Annotated in this window: 1 protein-coding gene; it reads right to left on the reverse strand. The window is 62.8% G+C overall.

The window, feature by feature from the left end; all coding sequences use genetic code 11:
- The coding region (locus AC1RP7_RS27910; RefSeq protein ID WP_493184012.1) for an immunoglobulin-like domain-containing protein at window positions 1-545 on the reverse strand (545 nt) is incomplete at both ends.

Genomic DNA, 545 nt, shown 5'->3' on the forward strand with positions numbered 1-545 from the left:
CCGGAGCTCTGGCCTTCGGCGATGGTGATGACCTTGCCGCTGTCGAGGGTCACGGTGACCGGACCGTTTTGCGCGGTGACCGGGGTGCCGTTCTTGTCGGTCAAGGTCGCGGTGTAAGTGATGGTGCCGTTTTCGTCCACGCTCGGGGTGGCGGTCAAGGTCACGGTGGAGGTGTCGTTGACGTCATTGACCGTGGTGGTTACTGGCGTTGTGTTTGGTGACACCAGCTCCAGGTTGCCACCGTCGGCCGACTTAATCGACTCGGTCACGGTGGTCGGACCTTTGTAGACGTCGTTGCCCACCGTCACCGGCAGGGTGCCGGAGCTCTGGCCTTCGGCGATGGGGATGACCTTGCCGCTGTCGAGGGTCACGGTGACCGGACCGTTCTGCGCGGTGACCGGTTTGCCCTGGGCATCGGTCAACGTGGCGGTGTAAGTGATGGTGCCGTTTTCGTCCACGCTCGGGGTCGCGGTCAGGGTCACGGTGGTGGTGTCGTTGACGTCATTGACCGTGATGGTTACTGGCGTTGTGTTTGGCGACACCAA

The organism is Pseudomonas sp. GW822-FHT01E03, assembly GCF_058802985.1.